Source organism: Nocardiopsis akebiae (assembly GCF_018316795.1).
In the GTDB taxonomy this organism is placed as follows: domain Bacteria; phylum Actinomycetota; class Actinomycetes; order Streptosporangiales; family Streptosporangiaceae; genus Nocardiopsis; species Nocardiopsis dassonvillei.
In genome coordinates this window covers 2,883,190-2,901,928 of the sequence record NZ_CP074132.1, presented here as the reverse complement: position 1 = coordinate 2,901,928, position 18,739 = coordinate 2,883,190, and the positions used below count along the sequence as shown (strand labels likewise).

Sequence of the window (18,739 nt, the reverse complement as noted above, 5' to 3'; positions counted from 1 at the left end):
GTCGGAGCATGCCCGGATCGAGACCCCGTCGAGGACGCGTGTCCTGTCGACCGACCACGTGACGCCGTTCGCCTCAAGTGCCGTCATTGCCGGGCCGCCCTTCCCAGCACGACCGCGAACACCGGCGCGCCGAGCAGCGCCGTGATCACTCCCACCGGGATCTCGTGCGGCGAGAACGCCGAGCGGGCGAAGGTGTCGACCCACACCAGGAAGATCGCGCCCCCGAGCCCGCTCAAGGGGAGCAGCAGGCGGTGCGCGGGCCCCGCCAGCAGGCGCACGACGTGCGGTACGAGCAGCCCGATGAACCCGATCGCCCCGGAGGCCGCGACGGCCGCCGCCGTGACGAGCGCGGTGAGGACCATGAGCGCCACCCGTGCCGGGGTCACGTTGATCCCGAGCGAGGAGGCGGTGTCCCAGCCGAAGGTGAACGCGTCCAGGGCCGGGGCGAAGAACAGGCAGCCGACGGCTCCGAGCACGATGACGGCGGACGCCACGAGCAGCGGCTCCCAGCGTGCGCCTCCGAGCGATCCGAGCAGCCAGTACGTGAAGCCCCGGGTGGCGTCCGCGTCGCCGTCGAGCATCAGCACGAGCGAGGTGATCGCGGAGAAGAACTGCGACACCAGCACACCGGTGAGCACCACGCGGGCGGGGTTGGAGACGCGTCCGCCCCCGATGAGGACCAGCACGATCGCGAAGGCGGCCAGCGCCCCGGCGAAGGCGCCCGTGGAGAGGGTCACCGCGCCCGAGCCGAGCCCGAGCACCATGATCGCGACCGCCCCGGTGGACGCCCCCGAGGAGACCCCGAGCAGGTACGGTTCGGCGAGCGGGTTGCGGGTGATGGACTGCAGCACCGCGCCCGAGACCGAGAGCCCGAGACCGACCGCGGCGGCCAGGAGCACGCGCGGCAGACGCGACTCCCAGATGAGGGCGTCGATGAGCGGCGGTGCCGCCGGGACGGGGGCGAGGGCGCCCAGCCCGATGTTGCGCAGGATGATCCCGAGCACGTCGAGCGCCCCGATGTTCGCCGTGCCGACGAAGGCCGCGACGAGGATCGTCACGCACAGCGCGAGGACGAAGGCGGCGACGAGTAGGGACGAGCGCAGCCCGCCCGGTGTGCGTTCGGGAGGGACCTCGGCGCCGCCCGCCGCCGCCGACGGGTCGGCGTCGGGGAGCGCGTCCGCGTCGGGCGGACCGGTCCGCGAAGGATCGGTGAGTCTGGTCATCTCCGTGCGAACACCACGACGTCGTCGTAGTACCGCCAGATGACCCCGGTCTCGGCGAACCCGGCGGTACTGAGCGCCTGCAGGTGCAGTTCGAGCGGTGCGTGCGGTGTGGGCGGGCGGTCGGCGAAGCGGCGCTCGCGCTCGGCGTGGTGCCGTCCGAACGCGTCGTGCGCGACGGCGTCCGACCACCACTCGTCCCAGGTCCGCACACCCCGCGAGTGCGCGTCGCGCTGGGTGCGTTCGTCGTCGGCGGCCGCCGCCCCGGTGAGGAACGGCTGCGAGCGCGGGTCGTAGCGCAGGTGGTCGGCGTTCATGAAGACGCCGTCGGCGGGGAGCAGGCCGCCCAGGGCGCCGTAGACGGCGACGAGCTGGGCCGGCTCCAGCCAGTGCAGCGCGGTCGAGGAGACGGCCACGTGCACCGGCCCCTCGGGCAGTCGGGCGCTCCAGCCGGGCGCGGCGAGGTCGGCGTCGACCGGCGTGAAGCGTGAACCGTGGCGCTGGCCGAGCCAGGAGCCCGCGATCGCAAGCAGTACCGGGTCGTAGTCGATCCCGATCACCCGGGCGCCCGGGAACCGGTCGAGGACGCGCTGGGAGAGGCTGCCGGGGCCGCACGCCAGGTCGAGAACGGTCATGCCGGTCCCGTCGGCCCAGAACGCGTCCGAGGAGGCGCAGGTCCGCGCGATGACGTCGAGCATGATCTCGAACCTCTGCTCGCGGTGGGTGATGTAGGCCGCCTGCTGGGCGTCCCAGTCCCGGATGAGCCCTTCGAGGGCGTTCCCTTCGAGGGTGTTCGTGGTCGTGGTCGTCATCACTCGATCTCCATGTCGATGAGGCCCTGCGCGATGGTCGGGACGGCCTGCACGCTGTGGACCGACGGGTCCATGTGCTGCCCGGGCACGACGATGAAGCGGTCGTTGACGACGGCGTCCATGGTCGAGGTCAGGGGGTCGTCCTTGAGGAACTCGATCTTCTCCTCGGCCGTGTCGCCGGGGTATCCGCGGCTCAGGTCGGCGAGCACGAGCACGTCGGGGTCGCGCTCGGCGACCTCGTCCCAGCTGACCTCCGGCCATTTGGTGGAGGCGTCGCTGAAGGCGTTCTCGGCGCCGAGCATCTCGGTCACGGTCTGCGGGAGCCCGCCGGGTCCGGCGACCGACGGGGTGGAGGAGGACGACGCGGTGGAGTAGAACCAGACCAGGCTGGGCGTGCCCTCGATCTGTTCGGCGGCCCGGAGTCCCTCCTCGACCACGGCCCGCTGCTCGGCGACGAGCTCTTCACCGGCGTCGGGCACGTCGAAGATCCGGGCGATCGTCTCGATCTCGTCGAAGAGCATCTCGAAGGTCGCGCCGCCCTCGACGGCCTCGTGGTAGGTGCAGTCGAACTCGCTCAGGTAGGTCGGAACGCCGAGTTCGTGCAGTTCGGCGCGCTCACCGGCGTTCTCGGCGGTGAGGAACGAGGCGAAGGACGAGTAGACGAAGTCGGGCTGCGCTTCGAGCAGGGTCTCGTGCTTGAGCAGGCCGTCCGTGAGCAGGGGGATGCTCTCGTAGGCGTCGGCGATGTCGCTGGGGACGGGGTCGGTCTCGTACGAGGTGCCCGCCATGCGGTCGGCGAGGCCGAGCTGGACCATGATCTCGGTGGCCGACTGGTTCAGCGAGACCGCGCGCTCGGGGGCCTGCTCGACGGTCACCTCGGTGTCGCAGTTCTGGATGCTGAGGGGGTAGGAGGTCGTGCCCTCGCCCGCGGCCGCCGCGGAGCCGGTCTCGGCGGCGGGCGCCGCCGCGCACCCGGCCAGGGTGAGAGCCGACACGACCCCCACGGTTCTGATAATGATTTTCAGATTCATGCCGGTAGGCTACAGCGCCTCCACCACCAGCCCGTACTCCACCGCGTGACGACCGAGGGGGCGCCCACGGCGTCCCGCGGGCGCCCCCTCCAGGGCGCGGGGCCCGGACGGAGCCCGAAAACGCGACTCCGGAAGAAGCGGGACGAACCATCCGGGACGCCCGTTTTCCCGCGGGCGCCCCGGATTGCGGGACCGTCAGGCGGAGTGGCGGCGGACCACGATCACGTTGTCCGTGACACCGGCCGTCGTGCCGTCGGGGCCGCTGGCCACCCGCTCGGCGCTCTCACAGCGTTCGGTGGTCCAGCCGTCCCCGAGCATCAGAGTGACGAGGGTCTCCTCCGGCGTGGGGAACGTGGGCTCCTCGTCCCCGAAGCGCCAGGACCACGGCGCGGTGGACGCGTGGTCGACGAGGATCAGGCGTCCGCCGACCGCCACCTGCCGCGCGGCGCGGCGCAGGACTTCCTCCCGGCCGAACGCCACCGGGCTGTGGAAGTAACAGGCGTAGACCAGGTCGAACGGTCCGGCGGGCAGCGAACGGGACAGGTCGCGCCGCTCGGCGCGCAGGCGGTCCAGGCCCTGCGCGGCGGCCATGTCGGCGATGCGCTCGACCGCCGTGGCCGAGACCTCGGTCGCGGTGACGTGCCAGCCCAGGGAGGCCAGCCACCGGGCGTCTCCGCCGCGCCCCGAGCCCAGGTCGCAGGCGCGGCCCGGCGCCAGTTCGAGGTCGCGCACCAGTTCGGTGAGCCGGACGTTGGGCGGGGGTGCCGTGGCGGGCTCGGCCGACCGGTGCAGCGGTTCCCAGAACTCGGCGCTGGGCGAGGTGGGGTTCTGAGCGTCATGTGTCATGCGGCGATGCTCGCCGATACCCGTGATTCCGGGCAAAGAGTTTTGCCGGAGCAGCAAAAGCGCAGGCCCCGGGCGGGCCGACCGAAGTCGCCCTCCGGGCATCGGCGCCAACCTGGCAGCAGAGGAGACCGAAAGTGGTCCATATCACTTCCATTCCCCTAGAAACGATTATCGTTTTCAAATAGCGTCGCAGACGGCCGCGCGGGCCCGCGGCACGGCGGACAGATCACACCCTGCTGCCCCGGGGCGCGCGGTCACCACACGCCCCCGACCGGACAGGTGGGCGTCCGGCCCAGCCCCCCGCCTCTCGCCCGGCCCCGGGAGCGGACCGGCGTTCACCTGTTCCCCTGGAGGGGACTCCCCGCGTCCACCGCAACGCCTGCGCGCGTCCGCGCCGCCGCGCCTCAGGACCCGGTCGCTGACCGCCCGCCCAGGTGGCGGGCCAGGAAGCGCTCCAGCCTCCCGTACAGCTCGATGTTGCTGTCCGGGTTGGTGAACCAGTGGCCCTCGGTCTCGTTCAGCAGGTACTCGACCTCGGCGCCGCGGGAGCGGAGGGCGTCGAAGACGCGGTCGGAGTTGCGCCGGTGGACGCGCACGTCGTTGGCGCCGTGGATCAGCAGCACCGGTGCGGTGATGTCGTCGACCCGGCTGATGGGCGAGCGGGCGAGCATGTCGGCCCTCTGGCGGGGGTCGTCCGGGTCGCCGATGTAGCGCAGGTAGCTGTTCTCGACGGTGCGGCGGGCGAAGGGGACGACCGACTCGACGAGGTCGACCAGGTCGGACATTCCGGTGTAGCTGACCGCGGCGGCGAACCTGTCCGGGGTGAACGCCGCTCCGACCAGCGCCGCGTAGCCGCCGTAGGAGCAGCCGTAGACCGCCACCCTGTCCGGGTCGGTGTAGCCCTGTCCGACCGCCCAGTCGAGGGCGTCGATCAGGTCGTCGTGCATGCGCCCGGCGAACTGGCCGATCGCGGCCTGCGTGTGGGCCTTGCCGTAGCCCGTGGAGCCCCGGAAGTCGACCTGCAGCACCGCGTAGCCGCGGTTGGCCAGGAGCTGCACCTCCGGGTCGTAGCACCAGCTGTCGCGGTACCACGGTCCGCCGTGCACCAGCAGCACGGTCGGCAGGCCGCGCGGTTCGACCCCGACCGGCAGGGTGAGGTGGCAGGGCAGGGTCAGGCCGTCGCGGGCGCTGACGGCGACCGGGGCGACCGGGGCCAACTCGGCCGGGTCCAGGTGGGGGAAGGGCCGGAACAGGAGGCGCGCCCGTCCCGTGGCGTGGTCGTAGAACCAGGTGACGCCGGGGTCGCGGTCGTGGGTGAAGTCCACCACCCAGCGCCGTGCCTCGGTGTCGCAGGAGACGTGGGCCAGGTCGCCGTCGGACAGCCCGGCCAGCCGCGGCAGGACCTTCGCGAAGTGCGGGTCGAGCGCGTGGACCTCCTGACGGGCGCCGAGGTAGCGGGCACCGAGCAGGTCCCCGGTTCCCGGGTGCAGGATCAGCGAGGACGGGAAACGCGGGTCGGCCTCGGGGCGCGGGGTGTCCAGGTCGAACACGGGGTGGCTGTCCACTCCGGTCTGTTCGCCGGTGTCCAGGTCGAGCCGGACCAGGCGGGTGCGGTCGGAGCCCCGCGACGAACCGATCCACAGTCCGTTCCCGTCCGGGGTGGGCGCCGCCGGAAGGATGCCGAAGAGGGCGTCGGTGCCGGGGAACCGGGCGATCGTGCGCCGCGCGCCCGCGGTGTGCTCCGACAGCACGTGGTCGCCTCCCTCCTCCATGGTGAACGCCAGCAGCCTGTCCGGGGTGCGCAGCCAGGCGAGGACGTCGCCGGGGTTCTCCGCGGCGGTGGTCAGGCGTCCGGTCTCCAGGTCGAGTTCGAAGAGGTCGGCCAGGTCGGGGCGGCGCAGGTTGAGCTGCACGAAGGCGGTGCCCGGGCGGTCCGGCGGGAGTTGCGCGCCGAGCAGCCGCACGCCCTCGAAGGGGGTCAGGTCGACGGCGGGCTCGTCGGGCCGGTTCGGGTCCGCGCGGTGCAGGTGCCAGTTCTCGTCGCCGTCGGTGTCCTGCTGGAACAGCAGGTAGCGGCCGTCCGCGGTCCAGAAGAAGGCGTCGACGCTGCGCCGGGTGTCGGAGGTGACGCGCCGGACGCCCGGGGCGTCGGTGCCGTGTACCTCGTCGGGGGCGGTCCAGTCCGAGTCCAGGTCGCGGATGAACACGTTGAGGCGGCCGCGCCACGGGGCGAGGTAGGCGACCTTCGCGCCGTCCGGGGACAGCAGGGCCCGGCTGCGGGTGGGCGGGCCGAAGAACTCCTCGACGGTGATCGGCTTCGACGGAGCGGTCATGGTGGTTCCTCGTGGTCGACGGGTTCGTGCACGCCCGAGTCCACTCCCCGACGTCGCGTCACACTCAAGGCCGGAGGGAGTGACCCGAGCCACAGCCGCTCGTCGGCCAGGCGCTCCGGGGGCCGGTCAGGCCCCGACCGACGGGGCCAGCCGCCGCTGGACCCGGCGCAGGACGCGGTGCTGCACGGGTCGGAGGGTCCGTCCGCTCAGTTCGTCCATCAGGGTCGATGCCCGCGCGTCGGAGGGGAACAGACCGACCAGTCGCGCCACCACCGGTTCGAGGCGCGCGACCAGATCGTCGGTCAGTGCCGCCACCTCCTCCTCCGGGGTGTCGGGTCCCAGGGCGTAGAAGCGTTCCGTCAGCGGTGCGAGCGCGGCCGCGCCGTCGTTCACCTCTCCGAGCAGGGCGGCGAGTCCCGCCGGGCCGTCCCCGCCGAGCAGATGTGCGACCAGGACGAGCTGTTCGTGCTCGTAGCGGGCCATGTCCTCGGGCATGTCCGAGGCGGGGTCGGAACGCAGCGCCGAGAACTCCGGCGGCAGGTCGGGCGGGGCGCCGCTGCGGCGCAGCGCGGCGATGCTGGCGCGGCGGGCGAGGAGCCGTTCGACCTCGGCGGCGGCCCGGCGGTCGAGTTCGTCGAGCAGTTCCTCCGCGGCGGCCGGATCGTCCAGCACCGCGGGCAGCGCGGACAGCGGTACGCCGAGCGCGGCCATCCTCGTGATGCGCAGGAGCCGGACGAGGTCGCCCACGTCGTAGCGCCGGTAGCCCCCGGCCGAGCGGGGCGGCTCGGGCAGCAGCCCGATCTGGTGGTAGTGGCGCAACGTGCGTACGGTGACGCCCGCCAGTTCGGCGAGCTCGCTGCTGAGCATCGGTGGGCTCCTTCGGCTCCGGTTCGCGCGGGAGGTCGGCGGCCCCGGACGGCGGTTCCGCCCCGTCGCGTCGACGACGGTAGCGCGGGCCCGGGGTTCTGCGGTCGACACCGCGACGGGGAAGGACGCGAGGAGCCGCGCAGGGGCCCGTCCGTCACGGGTTTGCGCGTTCTCGACATATGCCCTCGGAGCGGATAGCATACCCAACCTAGTTGATACATCATCTAGATTGAGCGGCTGTGAGGCCTGGGTGGAGGAGACCGGAGTGAGCGGCGGACACGGAAAGAGGGCGTACGAGGGGGAGTCGATCACGGTCACCTTCGAGGCGGAGCGCTGCCAGCACGCCGCCGTGTGTGTCAACGGCCTGCCCCAGGTGTTCGACACCCGGCGGCGCCCGTGGATCCAGCCGGACGGCGCCGCCGCCGACCGCCTGGCCGAGGTGATCGGGCGCTGCCCCTCCGGCGCGCTGCAGTACCGGCTCGCGGACGGCTCAAGGTAGACCACTCGCTGGACGCGGTCGACGAGTCCGGCGGCCATCGGGGCCGGTTCCGGCTCGGGACGCCCCGAGGCCCTCGAACCGCGCGGGCAAGTTCCCCCGGAAGACCGCAGGGGTGAGCGGCCGGGGCCCTAGCGCAGGACGGTCAGGGCGAGATGGGCCGCGGACGCGTCGACCGGCCTGGTGACGTCGAGCCCGGTGGCCTCGGCGAAGCGGCGCAGGCGGTTGATCACCGTGTTGCGGTGGCAGAACATGGCCTGCGCGACCTCGGTCACCGAACCGGTCCGGTAGTAGCTCCGGACCGTCTCGACCTGCAGGTCGACCTCGCGTTCGGTGAACCCGCCGAGCGCCTCCCGCACGTCGTGGGCGAAGGCCTCGGCGGCCGGGCCCAGGCGCGCGCCCGCCAGCCGGGTCCAGTGGTTCTCGACCGTGGCCGCCGCGCCGGGCCGCGCCCACTCCGCCAGCTCGCGGGCGAGCCGCCACATCGGGGCGATCTCCCCGATGCCGCGGGCGCTCGGGGAGACCCCGACGGGTTTGCCCAGCAGCGCCTCCCTGGCGGCGCCCGCGGCGTCCCCGGCCGGGGCGATGGCGAACTCCACCCCGTCCAGGCGGAGCAGGACGGCCCCGGGAAGCACCTCGCCGACCCAGCCCCGGAAGTCGCGGGCGTGGTTGCCGTTGGCCACCAGGACGAGGTGGACGCCGTCGGGGCGCAGGCCCAGCGCCCGCGCCGCCTGCTCGTTCAGGCGCGCGTCCCCGCCGGAGCCGCTCAGCAGGTGCCTCAGGAGGAAGGCGTGCTCCAGCTCCAGTTCCGCGCGCATCCGGGCGATCTCGTCGGTGTAGCCGGTCTGCACGTGGGTGGTGTGCACCTCCACCGCCTCCCAGATGGAGATGACCTCCTCGGAGAAGTCGCGGAAGTCGGCCTCGGCGACGTGGGCGCGCATCGCCTCCCAGAGGAAGCGGAAGTCCATGCGCACGGCCCGCAGCAGCGACTCCAGGGGGATGCCGCGGCGGGCGCGGGAACGTCCGACCTCGATCGAGTGGGCGCGCAGCTCGCCGTGGCGGTCCCTCCCCCGCAGGAGTTCCAGGAGGAGTTCGAGCGTGTCCCGGGCCGTGCCGTACAGCTCGGCGTCGTCGATGACGGTCTCGGCGTACCCGGTCAGCTCGCGGACCCTGCGCACGTAGGTCCAGGCGACGGCCTCCAGCTCCTCCAGGCACGCCTGTGCGGCGCGGGGGATGACGTCCGACGGCGCTGTTTTGTGCATGTGCACATTCTAGGCGGCGTTCTCGTTGGGTTATGCGCTTGTGGGAGTGCGCTTTTTCCAAGACGATGATCGGCATCACACCTGGTCACCGACGTCCCGTCCGACCGGTGCACATCTCCCGGAGGATCACATGCCACAGCCCGACCCGGCCCCGGCCGGCGCGAGAGCGCCGAAGGTCGAAGCGGCCGACGCCAGGCGCATCGCCTTCGCGGCCTTCGTCGGAACAGCCCTGGAGTGGTACGACTACTTCCTGTTCGGCACGGCCGCCGCGCTGGTCTTCAACCGCCTGTTCTTCACCGAACTCGACCCGGGCGCGGGCCTGATGGCGGCGCTGGCGACCTTCGGCGTGGGCTTCGCCGCCAGGCCCATCGGGTCACTGATCTTCGGCACCATCGGGGACCGCTACGGGCGGCGCCCCGCACTGCTGATGACCATCGTCATGATCGGCTGCGCGACCGGGCTCATCGGCGTGATCCCCGACTACATGGCCATCGGGATCGCCGCGCCGATCCTGCTCGCGGTCCTGCGGCTCCTGCAGGGGCTGGCCGTGGGCGGCGAATGGGGCGGCGCCATCACCATCGCCATCGAGCACGCCCCCGAACGCCAGCGCGCCCGCTACGCCGCCCTGGTCCAGATCGGCTCGCCGGTCGGCACGCTCATCTCCTCGGCCGCCTTCGCCGCCGTGCTGACGCTGCCCGCGGCCGACTTCGACGCCTGGGGGTGGCGCCTGCCGTTCCTGGCCGCGTTCCCGCTGCTGGGCATCGCCCTCTACATCCGCTTCAAGGTCGAGGAGTCCCCCGTCTTCCAGGAGCTGGTGCAGATGGAGGACCGCGCCAAGGTGCCCGCACTGGCGCTGTTCCGCGAGGCCGGGGGCCGCCTGCTCGTGGCGGTGGCCGCGGCGCTGCTGGGGGTCGGCGGCTTCTACGTGATGACGACCTTCGTGGTCTCCTACGCCTCCACGGTGCTGGAGGTCGACCGCCAGGCGGTCGTGAACGCCACGCTCGTCGCCGCCGTCTTCCAGATCGCCACGACCCTGATCGCCGGGCGCGCGGCCGAACGCTTCGGCCCCGGCCGGATGACGGTGATCGGCGCCCTGGCCACCGCGGCGGCCGCGTTCCCCCTGTTCTGGCTCATCGACACCGCCGACCCGTGGGCGATCACCGCCGCGGTGACCATCGGCATCTGCCTCATCACCCTGGCCTACGCCGTCACCGGCACCCTGCTGGCCGACCTCTTCCCGCCCCGGCTGCGCTACAGCGGGGTGTCCCTGGGCTACAACCTCGCCGGAACCCTCAGCGGGTTCCTCCCGCTCATCGCCACCGCGCTCCTGGCCGTGGACGACGGCGCGTCCTGGCCCGCGGTGCTGGTCCTCATCGGCATCTGCGCCGTCACCGCGCTCGGCGGCCTGGCCGGCGAGCGGATCAGGGTCGCGGACACCCGCGCCGCCGCCGACGACGCCCGGGCCGCGGCGTGAACCGCCCGCCCGCACCGACCACAGCCCCGCATGAGGAGAACCGGATGAACCTCGCACCCGACGTCGTCGCGCGCATCGAAGCGGCGGTCGACGACGCCTTCGACGCCCAGCTCGCCTTCACCCGGGAACTGGTGCGCCACCCCTCCCTGCGCACCCGGGAGTCCTCGGCCCAGGACCTGATGCACGAGGCCATGGAGCGTCGGGGGCTGGCCGTGGACCGGTGGGAACTCGACCCGGAGGAGATCTCCGCCCACCCCGGCGCCGGGAAGATCACGGTCTCCTACGAGGGCGTGGAGAACGTGGTGGGCACCTACACCCCGACTCAGGGCGGGGGCCGCTCGCTGATCCTCAACGGCCACATCGACGTGGTCCCCGAGGGCCCCGTCGGGGAGTGGTCCCGCTCCCCCTGGGACGCCCCCGTCATCGACGGCTGGCTGCACGGCCGGGGCAGCGGCGACATGAAGGCCGGGCTGGCGGCCAACCTGTTCGCCTACGACGCCGTGCGCGCGGCCGGGTTCGCCCCCTCCGGGCGCATCCACTTCCAGTCCGTAGCGGAGGAGGAGTGCACCGGCAACGGCGCGCTGGCGACGGTCCAGCGCGGGTACACCGCCGACGCGGTGCTGATCCCAGAGCCCGAGGAGGACATGCTGGTCCGCGCCAACGTCGGCGTCATCTGGTTCACCGTGCGGGTCGCGGGCCACCCCACGCACCCCAGGGAGATGGCGTCGGGGTTCAACGCGATCGACGCGGCGCACCACGTGATGGGGCGGCTGCGCGTCCTCGAACAGCGCTGGAACGACGAGAGGGACAGCCACCCCCACTTCGAGGACCTGGACCACCCCATCAACTTCAACCTCGGCGGCATCAGCGGCGGCGACTGGCCGTCGAGCGTCCCCGCCTGGTGCGAGCTCCAGGTCCGGGCGGCGATCTATCCGGGGGTGAGCGCCGACGCCGCCTGGGAGCAGATCCGGGAGGTGCTGCGGGACACCACCACCGACGACGCGGGCAACCCCATCGAGGCCGTGGGCGAGCGGACCGGCTTCTACGCCGAGGGCTACGTCCTGCCCGAGGGCACGGAGGCCGAGAACGTGCTGCGCGAGGCCCACCGGACCGTCTTCAAGGACGAGCTGCGGACCTTCACCACCCCCGGTTACCTCGACGGCCGCGTGTACGCCCTGTACCAGGGGATTCCCGCGCTGGTCTACGGGCCGGTCTCGGAAGCCATCCACGGATACGACGAGCGCGTGGACGTGGAGTCCGTGCGGCGGATCACCAAGTCCATCGCCCTGTTCATCGCGCAGTGGTGCGGTCTGGAGGAGACCGCCTGAGGCCGGGCGCGTTCGGGGCGGTCGTCCCGGGCACCCGGAACGCGCACCGGGCGCGGACAGGGTCGAGTCGGACCGGGGTGCCGCCCGCGCGATGTGCGCGGGCGGCACCGCCGTCAGATCAGCGAGAGCTCGCGGAGCTTGGCCTCGACCCGCGCGTTGTCCGGTTCGACGTGATGGGTCCCGTCCGGGTAGACGACCACCGGGATGTTCGTGCGCCCCGAGATCTCCCGGGCCCGCTCCGTGGCCGCCGGGTCGTGCTCGACGTCGACGTACTCGAAGGGCACCGCCAGCTCGGTCAGCTGCTTCTTGGTGCGCCGGCAGTCCCGGCACCAGTCGGCCCCGTAGACGCGGATCGCGGCCTCGTTCACTCGTCCTCCCCCGGGGTGGTCACCACGCCAGTGTGCCCGACGGCCCGGTCCGCCCGGTCCGGGTGCCGCATGGCCGTCGGTGCGACTTGCCCCCGGCCGACGTGGCCATCGGCTAGCCGAGGCGACGGGGCGACGGGGCGTCTCCCGTGCGCGCCGCCGGGGCCTCAGCCGTCGCGCCGGACAGCGCCGCCGGGTCGGCGGAGGGTGGACTGGGCCCACTGCACCAGCACCGCGCAGGTCTGCACGAGTTCGGCGCGCAGCTCCTCGTCGGTGGTGGCGGCGCGGGCTTCGCACAGTTCCTCGTAGGCCAGGTCCCACCAGGTCAGATCGTCTCCGGCCTGGTCGACCCCGGCCTTGGCCCGGGCGGCTTGGGCGCTGTGCTCGGGCCCGACCCCGGCGGGCAGGTCCTGGACGCCGTACAGGCTCTGCTGGCGTCGCCGTTCCCGGGCGATCTCCTCCAGGAGGCGGTTCAGGGATCCGGCTGCCCCGGCATCGCCCAACACCGCCTCTTGTGCTGCGGGCCGCTGCGGGGCGGGGAAGGGCGTGGGAGTCCGGTGCTGGGAGAAGGGGTCGCCGAGCAGGAAGTGCGCGACGGCCTGGGCGCAGTAGCCGACCGTGTCCCGGGGGAGCTGGTGGGCGGGGAACCACGCGAGTTCGGCGTGCTTGCGGGGTTCGCGGTTGGTGACGGCGCCGTCCCAGCTCCTGCACACGAAGAAGAAATGCACCCAGCCGTCGTCCTCGTGGCTGTGGATCACGTGCGCGAACTCCATGTCCGAGGGGCGGACCCGAACGCCGAGCTCCTCCTCGCACTCACGCACCGCCGCGGCGACGACATCCTCCCCCGCCTCGACCTTCCCGGCCACGCTGGCGTGCCACATCCCCGGGGCGTAAGCGTTGCCGGGGGCACGACGCACCATCAGCACCCTGCCGCCGTCGAGGAGGAGTACGTGCGCGCTCAACGACGGCGCGGCAGGGCCGCCGTGGTTGTCGAACCTTTGTTTGACCATTCATCCATCCTGGCGCAGAGGCGCCAGCGCCGGGCCCGTTCGCGGCAACAGCCCACGGTTCCCGGCCCGCCCGGATGGGGCCCGGCACGTTCCACCCCACGGCAGTTCGGACACGGTGTGCTCGGTCGGCGCGAGCCGGGGCTCCTGCCCCTCCACCGGCGCCGAAGCGTCCGGGAGCCCCCGTCGCACCCGCTCAGAAGAGGTCGGTCGCGTAGCGTCCCTCGGCCGCGAGACGGGAGACCCAGTCCGGGCCGTGTCCGTCCCGGCCGATGCGGGCCAGGGTCTCCTCCACGGCGGGCCCCATGCCCGCGGCGTCGCCGCACACGTACAGGTGTGCCCCCCGTTCCACAAGGTCGAGGACGGCAGCGCGCTCGGCCCACAGGCGGTGCTGGACGTAGCGGACGCCGGCGTCGGGGCGCCGCGAGTACGCGCGGTGGACCCGCAGGGTCCCGGCCGCTTCGTGGGGGGCGAACTCCTCGGCGTACAAGTCGTCCTCCTCGGGGTGCCGGCAGCCGAAGAACAGCACGTTCTCGCCCTGCCCCTCGCCCCGCTCCGCACGCGTGTGCCGGGCCCGGACGAACGCCCGAAACGGCGCGATCCCGGACCCGGCGGCGATCATGATCACCGGAGTCGCGTTGTCGGCCGGCGGACGGAAGGACTCGTGCGGCGAAGCCAGGGAGACGGTGAGCCGGTCACCGGGCTGTGCCCGCTGGAGGTGGCTGGAGGCGGCTCCCCGGTAGACGCCTCTTCCGGAACGGGCCGGGCCCTCGACCACGGAGACGGTGAGTGCGGCGTCGGTCTGCTCCTCGGCAGCGGAGGAGATCGAGTACTGGCGTGCGCGGGGCTCGGGCAGCCTCTCCAGCGCCCAGGCCAGGTCGACCCGGCAGGAGGGGAACATCTCCAGCAGGTCCAGCAGGGAGAGGCGCCGCCCCAGGACGCGCTCGGCGTGGTCGGGGCCGGCGAGGTTGTCCAGTTCGGCGCGTTCGGGCGGGCATTTGGTGGTCTGCGCGAGCGCGGCGACCACGCCCGGTGTGGCGGGAGCGGAGAGGTCGACGCAGCGCGTGAGCAGGTCGTCGACCCGTACCGGGGTGTCGATGGGAATGCGGCCGCTGGGCGCGTCGGAGGTGATGGTCACGCCGGTTTCGGCGCCGATCCCGAGGCGGGTGGTCATACGGGTGACGAGTTCGGGGTGGTTCCGGGGCAGTACGGAGAGGTAGTCCCCCGTCCGGTAGGCAGCCGCCTCGGGCAGACGCAGTTCCAGGTGCCGCTTGGATCCGGTCGTGCCTCGGACGAGTTCGCGGTTGGCCAGCACGATCGCCGTCATCGTGTCCTGTTCCCCGCCGGTCCCGTCCGCGGGCGTGACGCGGTAGCGCGGACCGGTCGGTTCGGTGCCCTCGATCCCGTAGCGGGCGGCCAGTTCGGCCCACAGCGGCCGGTACCAGCTCTCCCAGTCGCCGAAGAAGTCCGTGCGGGCGTCGATGACGCCGCGTGCGCGGATCCGGGTGGCACCGGCGGCGCTCATGGCGTCGTCGACGAGGGTGGGAATCCGCTGGTAGGTGGCGGCCCAGTCGAGGCTGCCGCAGCCGAGCACGAGGTAGTCGACCCCGGACAGGTCCGGGTCGGCGTGGGTGAGCCAGTCCACGAACCTGCCCGCGTTGTCGGGCGGGTTGCCGTTGTAGGAGGAGGTCACGATTACGACGGGGCGGTCAGTGGGTAGTGCGCCCGCGTACTCGTCCAGCGGCGCGGCCCCGGTGTTCCAGCCCCGTGCCCGGCCGTCGGCGGCGACGGTGCGGGCCAGGCTCTCGCTGCTGCCTCCGTTGGAGCCGAAGAGCACCAGCAGGGGTGTGCCGTGCGGCGGCCGGGTCGCGGTGGCCACGGGAGCGTCCGGCCGCGCCGCCGACAGATCCGTTCCGCTGCTCTGCGTCCGGATCCGGGAGGCGCCCGTCCGCGGCCTGGCGCGGACGGTGAGGTCCTTGGGTTTGATGGTCAGCGACTCGCTGATCTTCATCTCGTAGTCGGGGTCGGCCAGGGCAAGGTCGAAGCGCTGGAGCGTCATGGCCAGCACCAGGGTGGCCTCCTGGAGTGCGAAGGGACGGCCGATGCAGGCCCGGGCCCCGTGCCCGAAGGGCATCCACGCGTACTCGGGGATCTTGGCCATCTGATCCGGTGCGAACCGGTCGGGGTCGAAGCGTTCCGGGTCGGTCCAGACGGCGGGGTCTTTGTGCAGGACGGGCAGCATGATCATGACGTTCTCGTCCGGGGTGATCTCGAACTCGCCGAGTGCGGCGGGCTCGCTCGGCGAGAGGGCGAACGCCGGTGCGGTGGGGTGCAGGCGCAGGGTCTCGCGCAGGATCTGGCCGAGGTAACCGAGCCGGGTCAGGTCCTCGAACCGGGGCGTCCTGTCCCCCAGGACCTCGTCGACCGCGCTGCGCGCCCTGGCGAGGACCTCGGGGTGGGCCAGGAGTTCGTGAGTGGCGAAGGACAGCAGACCGGAAGTGGTCTCGTGTCCGGCGATGAGGAACGTCGCCAGCTGGTAGCGGATGTTCTCCTCGGACAGCTTCTCGCCGGTGAGCGGGTCGGCCGCGCTCAGCATCCTCTCCAGCAGGTCGTCCGGCCGTTCGCCGGGGCTCTGACGGGTACGCGAGGTGATGATCTGCTCGATGATGTCCTGCATGGTGGTGATGTCGTCCTGGTACTGCCGGTTGGTGCGGGCCAGAAGCGGCTGCACGCCCGGCAGGCGTTCGGTGCGTTCTCCGGCTTCCACCAGGGCGCGGACCATCGCTTCGACGAAGGGGTGGGGTTGCTCTGAGTAGAAGGAGTTGAAGCGGACGTCGAACGCGCACAGGGCGATGGTGTCGAGCGTCAGGCGGGTCATGTCCTCGGCGACGTCGATGGTGTGCTCCGGGCCGAACCGCTCCCAGCGGACCATCATCTGCTCGGCGATGTCGAGCATCTGCGGGAAGTAGTCCCTCATCGCCATCGTCCCGAACGCGGGCATGAGCAGCCGGTGCGCCTTCCCCCAGTTCGGCTCCTCGTTGTAGGCGGTGAAGAGCCCGTCGCCGCCGAAGCGGCGGATCTCCTCCAGCGCGTCGTGGACCGCCTTGGTCCACAGGGGGCTTGAGCACATCTGTGCGACGAGCCGGTGGTTGGAGGCGAAGATCTGGCGTCTGCCCATCACGTCGAGCGCGAAGATCGGGCCGTAGCGGGCGTGGTAGTCCTCGGCGAACTCGATCGTGGTCTCCTGGGACGCGCCGAGCACGTCGAACAGGTTGCCCACGACGGGCAGGGAGGCCGGGCCGGGGATCCGCGGCCGGGACGCGGCCGTGTGGCCGTGGTCGGTCATCGGTGGCTCCTGTTCAGTGGTCGACCGGGGTTGCGGCCCGGTGCTTGCGCAGTGCGTACAGGGCGCCGAGTGCGGCGATCGCCACGATCACGGCGGCGGTGAGGAAGGTCTGCGTCATCGCTCCGACGAAGGCGTCGTTGACGATCGCGTTGAAGGGCCCGGCCAGGTCGGGCGGCAGTGCGGCGGCGACCTCGGCCGCGGCGCCCAGGGTCTGGGAGGCGGGGCCGGAGACCTCCTCGGGCGTCCCGGCGGGGAGGTTGTCCATGACGTGGGTGCTGTAGATGCTCGCGCCGATGCTGCCCAGCACCGCGGTGCCCAGTGCACCACCGAGTTCGTAGGCGGTCTCACTGATACCGGCGGCCGCGCCGGCCTTGTCCGCGGGTGCGGTGCCGATGATGACGTCGTTGGTGAGGGTGTCGGCCACACCCACACCTGCGCCCAGGAGCGCACCTCCGAGGAACGCGAGCAGCATCGCCTCGTCGACACCGAGCAGGCTCAGCACCAGGTAGCCGGAGGCGGCGGTGATCAGGCCGAGTCCGATCACCCAGCCCATGGGGAGCCGCCGCGCGATCGCCGGGGCCGTGAGGGCTCCGGCGATCGCGCCGACGGCCAGGGGCAGCGACCACAGCCCCGCCTCCAGGGGTGAACGCCCCAGGACGATCTGCACGTACTGCGGGAGGAAGTAGAGCACGCCGGTCATAGCGAACACGCCCGCCACGTTGGCGAGCACGGCGACGGTGAACGGCAGGGAGCGGAACAGCGTGATGTCGATCAGGGGGTGGGTGAGCGTGCGCTGTCGGTGGGTGAAGAGCGCGGCGACCGCGACGCCCGCCAGGATCCACGCGACGGGGACGAGTCCCCAGCCCTCCTTTCCCGCGTCCTTGAAGCCGAGGATGACGGCCAGGATCGCCGCGATCAGCATCACGACCGACAGGACGTCGAACGGGCCGGGGTCGGGGTTCCTGGACTCGGGCAGCAGCATCGGTCCGACGATGAGCAGCAGGACCATGATGGGCACGTTGATCAGGAAGACCGATCCCCACCAGAAGTGCTCCAGCAGCAGTCCGCCGACCACCGGGCCGAGTCCCGCGCCGCCGGCGAAGGCGGCCATCCACACCGAGATCGCCCGGCGCCGCTGGGCCGGGTCCTCGAAGACCGTCCGGATCAGCGACAGCGTCGAGGGCATGAGCGTGGCCCCGCCGATGCCCAGCAGTGCCCTGGCCGCGATCAGCACTTCAGGGCTCCACGCGAACGCGGCCAGGACCGAGGCGGCTCCGAAGGCCGCCGAGCCGATGAGCAGCAGTCTGCGGCGGCCGATCCGGTCGCCCAGCGACCCCATCAGGATCAGCAGCCCCGCGAGGAAGACCCCGTAGACGTCGATGATCCACAGCAGCTGCGTCCCCGAGGGCGCCAGGTCCCGGCTCAGGTGCGGGACGGCCATCGACAGCACCGTCAGGTCGATGCTCATCAGCAGCACCGGGACGGTCAGGACGACCAGCGCCCACCACTGACGCGCGCCCGCTCTCCGCGCGGGCCGCGCGGTACCACCTGTGCTCACAACACACCTTCCCCGAGCCGTTCCATGTGCCCCGAGGCTAACTTGGCCATCTGGCCAAGTCAACCGACCAAGTCAGTTGGCCAAGTCATATGGCCAAGTAGGATGGGCGCATGAGCGAGCACGAGACGAAGAGGGCGCCCCAGAAGAAGGTCAGCGTCGAGGAGCGCCGCCGACAGCTCCTCAGCGCGGCGCTGCGGGTCATGAAGCGCGAGGGGATCGCCGCCGCGACGACGCGGGCGATCTGCGCCGAGGCCGGGATGCCGCACGGCGCGTTCCACTACTGCTTCCACACCAAGAAGGACTTCTACGCCGCGCTCCTGGCCAGCGACATCGAGATCGACCTGGCCGCGGCCTGGCCGGAGATCTCACCCCAGGCCAGCCCCAGGGAGAACGTCCGGGCGGTCCTGCTCGCGTTCTGGTCGCAGATCGAGAGCGACCCCGAGGCCCAACTCGTCCTGTTCGACCTCGGCAGCTTCGCCCTGCAGAACCCCGAGCTCCAGGAACTGCCGCGGTGGGAGCACGAGGCCGCCCTGGAGAAGACGACGGGGTACATCAAACGCCTGGGCGAGGAGGCGGGGCTGGTCTTCCTCCAGGAGGAGCGGCTGCTCGCCGAACTCGTGCTCGACACCCTCAACGGCGTCGCGTGGTCGTGGCTCGCCCACCGTGACAACGACCTGGCCCGGCGAAGCCTCGACCAGTTCGCGGGCCTGGCCGCGCTGCTCACGCGCAGGGCCGCCGAGTAGCACACCCGTGTACGGGGTGGGGCCCGGCGCGGCGTTCGCCCCGCGCTGGGC

At 72.2% G+C, this 18,739-nt stretch carries 15 protein-coding genes; 4 read left to right on the top strand and 11 right to left on the bottom strand.

The window, feature by feature from the left end; all coding sequences use genetic code 11:
• Nucleotides 1–83 precede the first annotated feature (83 nt).
• From KGD83_RS12440 to KGD83_RS12415, 6 genes are all read right to left on the bottom strand, one after another.
• Nucleotides 84–1,223, bottom strand: coding sequence for a FecCD family ABC transporter permease (locus tag KGD83_RS12440; RefSeq protein ID WP_212643914.1), 1,140 nt, complete (start codon nucleotides 1,221–1,223; stop codon nucleotides 84–86).
• Complete coding sequence (locus KGD83_RS12435) at nucleotides 1,220–2,032, bottom strand: class I SAM-dependent methyltransferase (RefSeq protein ID WP_212643913.1); 813 nt, start codon at nucleotides 2,030–2,032, stop codon at nucleotides 1,220–1,222. Before KGD83_RS12435 ends, KGD83_RS12440 begins: the two co-directional genes overlap by 4 nt.
• Entirely contained in the window at nucleotides 2,032–3,063 is a 1,032-nt protein-coding gene (locus tag KGD83_RS12430; RefSeq protein WP_212643912.1) for an ABC transporter substrate-binding protein, read from the bottom strand. Before KGD83_RS12430 ends, KGD83_RS12435 begins: the two co-directional genes overlap by 1 nt.
• Nucleotides 3,064–3,258: 195 nt before the next feature.
• Nucleotides 3,259–3,909 carry a class I SAM-dependent methyltransferase gene (locus tag KGD83_RS12425; protein WP_212643911.1) on the bottom strand — a complete coding sequence of 217 codons (651 nt, stop codon included), beginning with the start codon at nucleotides 3,907–3,909 and terminating at the stop codon, nucleotides 3,259–3,261.
• 404 nt (nucleotides 3,910–4,313) lie between these two features.
• Entirely contained in the window at nucleotides 4,314–6,242 is a 1,929-nt protein-coding gene (locus KGD83_RS12420; protein ID WP_212643910.1) for a S9 family peptidase, read from the bottom strand.
• A 126-nt stretch (nucleotides 6,243–6,368) separates the two neighbouring features.
• Nucleotides 6,369–7,109, bottom strand: a complete 741-nt coding sequence (locus KGD83_RS12415; RefSeq protein WP_212643909.1) for a MerR family transcriptional regulator — start codon at nucleotides 7,107–7,109, stop codon at nucleotides 6,369–6,371.
• 265 nt (nucleotides 7,110–7,374) lie between these two features.
• On the opposite strand from KGD83_RS12415, the gene KGD83_RS12410 reads away from it, so the two are divergent.
• Nucleotides 7,375–7,608, top strand: coding sequence for a (4Fe-4S)-binding protein (locus tag KGD83_RS12410; protein ID WP_212643908.1), 234 nt, complete (start codon nucleotides 7,375–7,377; stop codon nucleotides 7,606–7,608).
• Nucleotides 7,609–7,736: 128 nt separating this feature from the next.
• On the opposite strand, the gene KGD83_RS12405 is transcribed toward KGD83_RS12410, so the two are convergent.
• Entirely contained in the window at nucleotides 7,737–8,867 is a 1,131-nt protein-coding gene (locus KGD83_RS12405; RefSeq protein WP_212643907.1) for a PucR family transcriptional regulator, read from the bottom strand.
• Between the two features lie 130 nt (nucleotides 8,868–8,997).
• Between KGD83_RS12405 and KGD83_RS12400 the strand changes: the two genes are divergently transcribed.
• Nucleotides 8,998–10,341: an MFS transporter gene (locus tag KGD83_RS12400; RefSeq protein WP_212643906.1), complete on the top strand. Its 1,344-nt coding sequence runs from the start codon at nucleotides 8,998–9,000 to the stop codon at nucleotides 10,339–10,341.
• Between the two features lie 44 nt (nucleotides 10,342–10,385).
• Nucleotides 10,386–11,669, top strand: a complete 1,284-nt coding sequence (locus tag KGD83_RS12395) for an ArgE/DapE family deacylase (protein WP_212643905.1) — start codon at nucleotides 10,386–10,388, stop codon at nucleotides 11,667–11,669.
• 113 nt (nucleotides 11,670–11,782) lie between these two features.
• Here KGD83_RS12395 and KGD83_RS12390 read toward each other — a convergent pair whose 3' ends face one another.
• The 4 genes from KGD83_RS12390 to KGD83_RS12375 all read right to left on the bottom strand — a co-directional run bounded on the left by KGD83_RS12390 (nucleotide 11,783) and on the right by KGD83_RS12375 (nucleotide 17,945).
• A complete protein-coding gene (locus KGD83_RS12390; protein ID WP_212643904.1) occupies nucleotides 11,783–12,037 on the bottom strand; it encodes a glutaredoxin family protein in 255 nt (84 codons plus the stop codon).
• A 164-nt stretch (nucleotides 12,038–12,201) separates the two neighbouring features.
• Nucleotides 12,202–13,044, bottom strand: coding sequence for an NUDIX hydrolase (locus KGD83_RS28570; RefSeq protein ID WP_249352304.1), 843 nt, complete (start codon nucleotides 13,042–13,044; stop codon nucleotides 12,202–12,204).
• A gap of 193 nt (nucleotides 13,045–13,237) precedes the next feature.
• Nucleotides 13,238–16,387: a bifunctional cytochrome P450/NADPH--P450 reductase gene (locus KGD83_RS12380; protein WP_212643903.1), complete on the bottom strand. Its 3,150-nt coding sequence runs from the start codon at nucleotides 16,385–16,387 to the stop codon at nucleotides 13,238–13,240.
• A 13-nt stretch (nucleotides 16,388–16,400) separates the two neighbouring features.
• Nucleotides 16,401–17,945, bottom strand: a complete 1,545-nt coding sequence (locus KGD83_RS12375) for an MFS transporter (protein WP_249352303.1) — start codon at nucleotides 17,943–17,945, stop codon at nucleotides 16,401–16,403.
• A gap of 110 nt (nucleotides 17,946–18,055) precedes the next feature.
• Between KGD83_RS12375 and KGD83_RS12370 the strand changes: the two genes are divergently transcribed.
• Complete coding sequence (locus tag KGD83_RS12370; protein ID WP_212643902.1) at nucleotides 18,056–18,688, top strand: TetR/AcrR family transcriptional regulator; 633 nt, start codon at nucleotides 18,056–18,058, stop codon at nucleotides 18,686–18,688.
• Nucleotides 18,689–18,739 lie beyond the last annotated feature (51 nt).